This is a genomic window from Caballeronia sp. (assembly GCF_049581465.1).
In the GTDB taxonomy this organism is placed as follows: Bacteria; Pseudomonadota; Gammaproteobacteria; order Burkholderiales; family Burkholderiaceae; genus Caballeronia.
Genome location: NZ_JBAUSA010001121.1, coordinates 1 through 8,362, shown reverse-complemented (window position 1 = coordinate 8,362; position 8,362 = coordinate 1). Strand labels below are relative to the sequence as shown.

The 8,362-nt window shown below is 61.4% G+C and carries 8 protein-coding genes; 6 read left to right on the top strand and 2 right to left on the bottom strand.

Annotated features, from left to right (window positions below; all coding sequences use genetic code 11):
* On the bottom strand, nucleotides 1-1,051 hold a 1,051-nt coding region (gene purM, locus WCA53_RS27400; protein ID WP_423918167.1), incomplete at its 3' end, for a phosphoribosylformylglycinamidine cyclo-ligase.
* 230 nt (nucleotides 1,052-1,281) lie between these two features.
* Here purM and hda point away from each other — a divergent pair.
* The 6 genes from hda to panB all read left to right on the top strand — a co-directional run bounded on the left by hda (nucleotide 1,282) and on the right by panB (nucleotide 6,574).
* Nucleotides 1,282-2,019 carry a DnaA regulatory inactivator Hda gene (gene hda / locus WCA53_RS27395; protein WP_423918164.1) on the top strand — a complete coding sequence of 246 codons (738 nt, stop codon included), beginning with the start codon at nucleotides 1,282-1,284 and terminating at the stop codon, nucleotides 2,017-2,019.
* Nucleotides 2,020-2,106: 87 nt separating this feature from the next.
* Nucleotides 2,107-2,793, top strand: coding sequence for an HAD family hydrolase (locus WCA53_RS27390; RefSeq protein ID WP_423918159.1), 687 nt, complete (start codon nucleotides 2,107-2,109; stop codon nucleotides 2,791-2,793).
* Complete coding sequence (pcnB, locus tag WCA53_RS27385) at nucleotides 2,786-4,363, top strand: polynucleotide adenylyltransferase PcnB (RefSeq protein WP_423918156.1); 1,578 nt, start codon at nucleotides 2,786-2,788, stop codon at nucleotides 4,361-4,363. The genes WCA53_RS27390 and pcnB overlap by 8 nt, the downstream gene beginning before the upstream one ends.
* A gap of 93 nt (nucleotides 4,364-4,456) precedes the next feature.
* A complete protein-coding gene (gene folK / locus WCA53_RS27380) occupies nucleotides 4,457-5,005 on the top strand; it encodes a 2-amino-4-hydroxy-6-hydroxymethyldihydropteridine diphosphokinase (RefSeq protein WP_423918153.1) in 549 nt (182 codons plus the stop codon).
* Complete coding sequence (locus tag WCA53_RS27375) at nucleotides 5,002-5,700, top strand: deoxynucleoside kinase (RefSeq protein WP_423918150.1); 699 nt, start codon at nucleotides 5,002-5,004, stop codon at nucleotides 5,698-5,700. Before folK ends, WCA53_RS27375 begins: the two co-directional genes overlap by 4 nt.
* Nucleotides 5,701-5,758: 58 nt before the next feature.
* Nucleotides 5,759-6,574, top strand: a complete 816-nt coding sequence (gene panB, locus WCA53_RS27370) for a 3-methyl-2-oxobutanoate hydroxymethyltransferase (RefSeq protein WP_423918147.1) — start codon at nucleotides 5,759-5,761, stop codon at nucleotides 6,572-6,574.
* A gap of 104 nt (nucleotides 6,575-6,678) precedes the next feature.
* Here the strand turns inward: panB and pabB are convergent.
* The coding region (gene pabB, locus WCA53_RS27365; RefSeq protein WP_423918142.1) for an aminodeoxychorismate synthase component I at nucleotides 6,679-8,362 on the bottom strand (1,684 nt) is incomplete at its 5' end.

Here is an 8,362-nt window from a genome sequence, read left to right as displayed (position 1 = left end):
CCACTACAGTCTGAGCTTCATCCGGAAGCGAATCCCGCACATGCCCGATGGCCCAGACCTGTTCTCCAGCCGCAGCAAGCAACTCAATCGCAGCGGCCGCATCCGCGGCAGAAACCACCACGACCATGCCGATCCCGCAATTGAAAACCCGATGCATTTCAGCATCGGCCACTCCGCCATGCTTCTGAAGCCAGGTAAACAACGGCGGCATCGGCCAGGCTTGATGATCGAGCTCGACCGTCAACCCCGCCTGCAACACACGCGGAATATTCTCGACCAGCCCGCCACCCGTAATATGCGCCATACCCTTGACGGACATCTGCGCCATCAACGACAGCAACGGCTTCACGTAAATATGCGTAGGCGCCATCAGCGCGTCGGCGAGCGAACGGCCGTCGAAATCGGCATCGAGATCCGGCTGCGCGCGTTCGATAATCTTCCGCACCAGCGAATACCCGTTCGAATGAATGCCGGAGGAAGCCAAACCCAGCACGACATCGCCGGGAACGATGGTCGTTCCGTCGATAATCCTGCTCTTCTCAACTGCACCTACGGCAAATCCGGCCAGATCGTACTCGCCGTCGGGATACATGCCCGGCATCTCAGCCGTCTCACCGCCGATCAATGCGCAACCCGCGATCTCGCAACCCTGTGCAATCCCCTGCACCACCGTCGCCGCGGTATCGACATCCAACTTGCCGCACGCAAAGTAATCGAGGAAAAACAGCGGTTCGGCGCCCTGCACGAGGATGTCGTTGACACTCATGGCCACGAGATCCTGCCCGACCGTGTCGTGCTTGTTCAGTTGAAACGCAAGACGCAACTTCGTGCCCACGCCGTCGGTACCCGAAACCAGCACCGGCTCTTTGTAGCGCTTGGGCACTTCGAACAACGCGCCGAATCCGCCAATACCGCCCAACACGCCGTCGCGCATGGTTTTCTTGGCGAAGGGCTTGATCCGGTCGACAAGCGCGTCGCCGGCATCAATGTCCACGCCCGCATCGCGATAGGACAAACCTTGGGCGTCAGGGGAGGATTTCGGTTGATTCATGGGGGATCGGCGAGAAGGTCGGTAAAATGCGATTTTAACCGATGCCGGCCGTCTAGCTGGATTTCTCCTCGTTCGCGATGCGCGCGGGAAAGTCCGCGACAAAGCCATTTCGAGATTCACGCGGGCCCGGTGAACGACTCGACACCACGCTCAACGCCTTTTGCCGCGGTACTCACCGGGCAACGGCCACCTGAGTGCCCTGCTTTTCAAGACACGCCTGACGGAACCGATTGCCCGTGCAACGCCAACTGACGCTCGATCTCGGCACGCCGCCGCCCGCCACCTTCGATAATTTCTTCGCCGCCGGAAACCACGAACTGGTGACGCGCCTGCGCGAACTCGAAGGTGCGCTTGCGGCCGGTCCGGTCGCGGATCGAACCTTCTACGTCTGGGGGGAAGCCGGTAGCGGAAGGACCCATTTGCTCCAGGCGCTGGTCCACGAAGCAAACGGCCGCGCGCTATTCCTGAACCCGCAAGCGCCGCTGGCCGCGTTCGCGTTCGACTCCCGAGCCACGATCTACGCCATCGACGACTGCGAACGCCTGTCGGGTCCGCAGCAAGTCGCGCTCTTCAATCTCTTCAACGAGGTGCGCGCGCATTCGGCGAGCGCACTGGTCGCGACGGGCAATGTGGCGCCGCTGGGGTTGTCGGTGAGAGAGGATTTGCGCACGCGGCTTGGCTGGGGCCTCGTCTTTCAACTCGCGCCGCTCTCGGACGAGGGCAAAGCAGCGGTCCTGAAGCACGCGGCGCGCGAACGCGGCATTGCGCTGGCCGATGATGTCCCCGCTTATCTCCTCACGCATTTTCGCCGCGATATGCCGAGCCTGATGACCTTGCTTGACGAACTCGACCGCTTTTCGCTGGAGCAAAAACGCGCGGTGACCCTGCCGCTGCTGCGTGTCATGCTGGCTGCCAGGGAAGACGCAGTTCCATCGGCGCAAACCGGACTTTTCGACGAATTGTCTTGAACAAATGTTAAATACTTTGTGAAGCGCAAATTTACAACGTGATCGACCGAAAGCCCCTTGTCACCGCTTCAAGTAAAATGCGCTCCTATGAACCTCGCCCTCTTTGATCTCGATCACACCCTCATCCCGACGGATAGCGACCACGAATGGGGTCGCTTCATGGTGAAGCTGGGTATTGTCGATGCGGAAAAATTCGCGCTTCAAAACGATGCTTTCTATGAGGACTACAAGGCCGGCTCGCTCGATATCCACGCGTACCTGGATGCCCAGTTGTCACCGCTTGCCCAGCATTCGCGGGCGCAACTGGACGGCTGGCACGCGCAATTCATGCGCGAAGTGATCACGCCCGCCATCCAGCCAGCCGCGCTCGACCTCGTGCGCCGGCATCAGGCTGCGGGCGACTTGTGCTGCCTCGTGACCGCGACCAACGCGTTCGTCACGGCGCCGATCGGACAGGCATTCGGCATCGACGCGTTGATCGCGTGTGAAGTCGAAACCGTCGGCAATATCCCGAACGGCGAGCTGACCGGCCGGCCGCAGGGTACGCCCAGCTATCGCGAGGGCAAAATCGTGCGCACCGAGGCATGGCTTGCATCAATGGGCAAAAGCCTCGGCGACTTCGAACGCAGTTTCTTCTATAGCGACTCGCACAACGACATTCCTCTGCTAGAGAAAGTCACCGACCCGATCGCGACCAATCCCGACGACACCTTGCGCGCGCACGCGCAAGCCCGCGGCTGGCGCATCCTGGAACTCTTCCCATCACGTGATTAAAAAACTCATTCGCAAGCTGTTCGGCCAGGAAAGCGCTCCGGACACGGCAGATTCAACAACGTCCACTCCGCTCCCGAACGATGTAAAACCCGTCCGCAAGAGCCGCGCAAAGAAAGCCGCGCCCGTGCTCGTACGTGACCCGAACGTGCCGGTGATCCTGTCGTCGGAGGTGCATGGCATCGACCCGGCGCTGATATCGAAGAACGCGATTCGCGTCACGGACGGCCTGCAGCAAGGCGGCCATCGCGCGTTCATCGTGGGCGGCGCAGTACGCGACCTGCTGCTGGGCGTGGCGCCGAAGGACTTCGATGTCGCCACCGACGCGACTCCCGACCAGGTGCAGAAGCTGTTCCGGCGTGCGCGGATTATCGGCCGGCGATTCCAGATCGTGCACGTGCAGTTCGGCCAGGACATCATCGAGACATCCACGTTCCGCGCCCTGGTCGATACCCCCGCCGACGCACCGCCGTCGCCGCCGCCACCCCGCCTGAGACGCGGCGAGATGGACACGCGCACGCACGCGGTCGACGCGAGCGGCCGTGTGCTGCGCGACAACGTGTGGGGTGAGCAGCACGAAGACGCCACGCGCCGCGATTTCACCGTCAATGCCATGTATTACGATCCGGCCACGCAAACCGTGCTGGATTACCACGACGGCATGGCCGACGTCCGCGCGCGCTTGCTGCGCATGATCGGCGACCCGGCCACGCGATATCGGGAAGATCCCGTGCGCATGCTTCGGGTGGTGCGTTTCGCCGCGAAACTCGGCTTCGAGATCGAGCCGGCCACGCGCGCGCCGATCAAGGAGCTGGCCGAGTTGATCAGCAACGTGCCGGCGGCGCGTCTCTTCGATGAAATGCTGAAGCTGCTGTTGTCCGGCCATGCGCTCGCGTGCCTGACACGGCTGCGGCAAGAAGGATTGCATCACGGCGTTTTGCCGCTGCTCGACGTGATTTTCGAGCAACCGCACGGCGAGAAATTCATCACGCTCGCGCTGACCAACACGGACGAACGCGTGCGCGCGGGCAAGGGCGTGTCGCCAGGATTCCTGTTCGCCACGTTGCTCTGGAACGACATGCAGACGCGCTGGCAGCAATACACGCTCGAAGGCGATTTTCCGGTCCCCGCACTGCACCGGGCGATGGACGACGTGCTCGACATGCAGACCGAGAAACTCGCCATCCACAAGCGGTTTTCATCGGATATGCGCGAAATATGGGGCCTGCAACATCGGCTCGAAAAACGCTCGGGCAGAAGCGCGCTCAAGCTGCTGGAACACCCAAGGTTCAGGGCAGGTTATGATTTCCTCCTGCTGCGATGCGAATCCGGGGAACTGGACGCATCCGTTGGCCAGTGGTGGACGGACTTCATCGAGGGCGACATCGGCGCGCGCGAAGCACTTCTCACGCACGGCGGCAGCAACAAGGATCGAGCGCCAAAGAAACGGCGGCGGCGCAGCAGCAGCGCCAAAAGTCGCAGGCCGGGTGACGAAAGCGAGGGCAGCACGAGCTCAGGCGAAGAGCGCGAGCCGCACAGTGGCGACGCAGACGCTGGGCACTACGACGATTGACACCGTTGTTCGCGCCGGTCGTGACCCCGCCAGCAATCATGCAGCAGTGCTTCAGCCCGAGTTTCGCCGAACGATAGTCGTAGGATTCTTGCCATGACGGTAGCTTATCTGGGCCTGGGAGCTAATCTAGGTGACGCGAGACAGACCCTGAAGGACGCAGTCGTGTGTCTTGCCCAACAACACACGATCGCCGTGCTCGCGAAATCGAGCCTGTATCGCACTGCGCCCATCGACGCCGGCGGCGACGACTACTTTAATTGCGTCGTCAAAGTCAGCACCACGCTGCCCGCGCGACATCTGCTGCGGCTGTGCCACACCATCGAGCAGCATTTCGGGCGCGAGCGGCCGTTTCGCAACGCCCCGCGCACACTCGATCTCGACATTCTCCTGTTCGGCAATTCATGCATTGAAGAGGCCGATCTCGTCGTCCCGCATCCCCGCCTCACCGAACGCGCCTTCGCCCTCGTGCCGCTGGTCGAACTCGACCACGAAGCGATCATCCCGCAACGCGGCCGCGCCGATGCGTTTCTCGCCGGCGTGCATGATCAGCGCATCGAAAAGGTCGCGACCCACCAGTGCCCGTTCGTAGCGCCTCGCGACGGACGTTGCGGCACGGATTCCGACAAGCTGGATACTCAATGAGCGCGCCTCCTCTTACCGTCACCGCGCCGCACCTGCGCCCGCCGCATCGTTATCTGGCGATCGAAGGGCCGATTGGCGTCGGCAAGACGACGCTCGCGCGCCTGCTCGCCGAACGCTGGTCAATGCGCACCTTGTTCGAGCGGCCGCAAGACAATCCGTTTCTCGAGCGCTTCTATCACGACACGGCGCGTTACGCGCTGCCCACGCAATTGCAGTTCGCGATCCAGCGCGTGCAACAGGCTCAGGAGATCGCGGCGACGCTTGACGGCACGCCCGGACACGCGGCCCACGCGCCGCTCATCACGGATTTCATCACCGAGAAGACCGCCCTGTTCGCGCGTCTCACGCTACCCGACGACGAATTCCAGTTGTTCCGTGAGCTTGCAAAACGTATTGATACCGCCGGCCCGGCGCCCGATCTCGTCGTATACCTGCAAGCCAGTCCCGAAGTGTTGTTCGCGCGAATCCAGAAACGCGGGCTGCCCATGGAACAGCAAATTCCCGATGCGTATCTGCGCGCGCTTTGCGACGCTTATAACGATTTCTTCTATCATTACGACGCTACGCCGCTGTTGACGGTGAACGCCGAACACCTGAATCCCCTCGAATCCGATGCAGACCTGGCGTTGCTCGTGGATCGGATCGAGAACATGCGTGGGCGCAAGGAATTCTTTGTCAAAGGCACGTCGCTTTAACGGTATTCGGCTTGCTCGCCGGCGCGCCGTCTCTTATCTCATCGATGTGGAAATTGAAATGGCGTATTTAGAGGAAACGAGCCGTACCGCGATTACCGTCCCGAAGCTTCGGACGATGCGCGAAGCCGGCGAAAAAATCGCCATGCTCACGTGTTACGACGCGAGCTTCGCGGCGTTGCTGGACCGCGCGGGCGTCGATGTCCTGTTGATCGGCGATTCGCTCGGCAACGTGCTGCAAGGGCATGGAACGACCTTGCCTGTCACGCTTGCGGATATCGCGTATCACACGGCTTGCGTCGCGCGCGGGAATCAGAACGCGCTCGTCGTCGCCGATATGCCGTTCGGCACCGTCGGGTCGCGTGAGGAGACTTACGCGAACGCGGTTGCGTTGATGCGTGCCGGTGCGCAAATGGTGAAACTGGAAGGCGGGGAATGGATCGCCGATACGGTGCGATTTCTCGTCGATCGTGCGATTCCGGTTTGCGGCCATGTCGGGTTGACGCCGCAATCGGTGCATGCGTTCGGCGGATTCAAGGTGCAGGGTAAAACTGAAGCCGGCGCGGAGCAGATGCTACGCGATGCGATGGCGTTTCAGGATGCCGGCGCCCAGTTGCTTGTGATTGAAGCCGTACCCACGCTGGTCGCACGCGAGGTGACCTCGCGGCTGGCCATTCCTACGATCGGCATTGGCGCCGGCGTAGATTGCTCCGGGCAGGTGCTCGTGCTGCACGACATGCTAGGGATTTTTCCCGGTAAACGGCCGCGATTCGTCAAGGATTTCATGCAAGGACAACCGAGTATTCTTGCGGCCGTCGAGGCTTATGTCCGCGCGGTCAAGGAAGCGGGCTTTCCTGGACCGGAGCATACGTTTTGAGGGTTGTCTAAGCGACGATGCCGAATTGTCATTTTAGGTAAACACCGCCGCGCGGTTTCCCGCTGCGGTGTAGTCAAACGAGCGCTTGGCTTAGGTTGGCTTACTCAGTGGCTCAACCGCGCGGGCATCGCGCCGCGCAGCGCATTGCAAACCATCAGTGATTCAGCCCGGTCCAGATCTCCGCGTTCAAGGCTTCGTTCACCGGCAGCCAGCTCCTCGATCAACACGCCGCGCATCACGCCCGGCAACACACCGGAATCCAGTGGCGGCGTCCACCAGCGGCCATCCAGCTTAACGAACACGTTCGTTCGACCGCCCTCCGTCAACTCGTCTCGCTCGTTGAAGAACAACATGTCGAACGCGCCCTTCGCCTCGGCCTCACGCCACGCCCGGTCGTATTCCTCACGGCGCGTCGTCTTGTGACGCAGCAACGGATCGCGCGATGAACACGCGCTGAAGCCATGCTCCGGCGCCAGCAGCACATCAACTATCGCACCCGCCAATGGCGCTATCGGCGCGCTGGTCACACTGATCGCGCCGCTCTTGCTCAACGCGATCCGTAACCGATAATCCACACCCGCGTCGAACCCGGCGCATTGCTCATCGATTAGCTTTTCAAGCGCGTTGTGATCCAGTGGAAAACCAAACTGTTCCGCACTCCTTGAAAACCGCTCAAAGTGCTTTTGCCAATGTCGAACGCCACCGCCCCGCGTGGCAAACGTCGTCTCGAACAACTGGAAACCCGGATCGGCGCCGGTCAGGAATTGAGCCTTCAATCGACACTCCGCAAATTCATCTTCAGCAACGCTGTCCAGCACAATGCCCGCGCCCACGCCCATCGTGCCCTTCCCCTCACGCACTTCCAGCGTCCGGATCGCCACCGAAAGACAGAAGTCTTCGCTTGAATCGAGCCATCCGATCGCGCCCGTGTAGAGTCCGCGCGGCGTGTTTTCGAGCGCATCGATCAATTGCATCGTCTTGTATTTCGGCGCGCCTGTGATCGAACCGCATGGGAAAAGCGCGCGCAGGATTGCGGCGAAGGTCGTGCCGCCCCGCAAACGCGCCTCAACCGTCGACGTCATCTGCCACACCGATTTGTACGCTTCGACAGAAAATAGCTGCGTTGTTTTCACGCTGCCGGTCGCGGCGACCCGCGACATGTCGTTGCGCAACAAGTCCACGATCATTACGTTTTCAGCGCGATTTTTTGGATCGAGGCGGAGCCATTCAGGATCGGTGTCGCGCGGCGCGGTGCCTTTCATCGGCCGCGTTCGCAACGTGCTGCCATCACGCTCGATGAACAACTCGGGCGAGCACGACACGACATCGCGGCCGTCGGGCAGTGAAATAAGCGCGCCGTATCGAACCGGCTGACGCTCCCTAAGCCGTCGATACAACGCAGCCGACGAGCCGAACACGTCGAACGCAAGCCGGTATGTGTAGTTAACCTGATAAGAATCGCCAGCGTGCAAGGCATCGTGAATCTTGCCGATAGCTTCATCGAACGCTGCCCGCGAAATACTCGCCGCGACATTCGCCACGCCCGCCACCGATGGCGACGACGCGTCACCGTTATCGCGCGCCGCGAGCCATTGATCCACCTCGTCGCGCGAAAGGCAGGAACAGTCGCGGAACAGTAAAAAGCGCAACGCGGCGTCGCCGGGTTGCGCCAGTTGTAAATTCCGGCCGAACTCATAGTCCGCGAGCACGACGGCATGAAGGCCGCCGCGAAGATCGTTCACAACCGCCGCGCACACGTTGTCGAGATCTGCCGCGTCACGACACAAA

Bases quoted from the DNA above. Each gene is read 5' to 3' on its own strand.
- WCA53_RS27390 (WP_423918159.1), top strand. From the start codon at position 2,107: ATGAACCTCGCCCTCTTTGATCTCGATCACACCCTCATCCCGACGGAT.
- folK (WP_423918153.1), top strand. From the start codon at position 4,457: ATGACGGTAGCTTATCTGGGCCTGGGAGCTAATCTAGGTGACGCGAGA.
- WCA53_RS27375 (WP_423918150.1), top strand. From the start codon at position 5,002: ATGAGCGCGCCTCCTCTTACCGTCACCGCGCCGCACCTGCGCCCGCCG.
- panB (WP_423918147.1), top strand. From the start codon at position 5,759: ATGGCGTATTTAGAGGAAACGAGCCGTACCGCGATTACCGTCCCGAAG.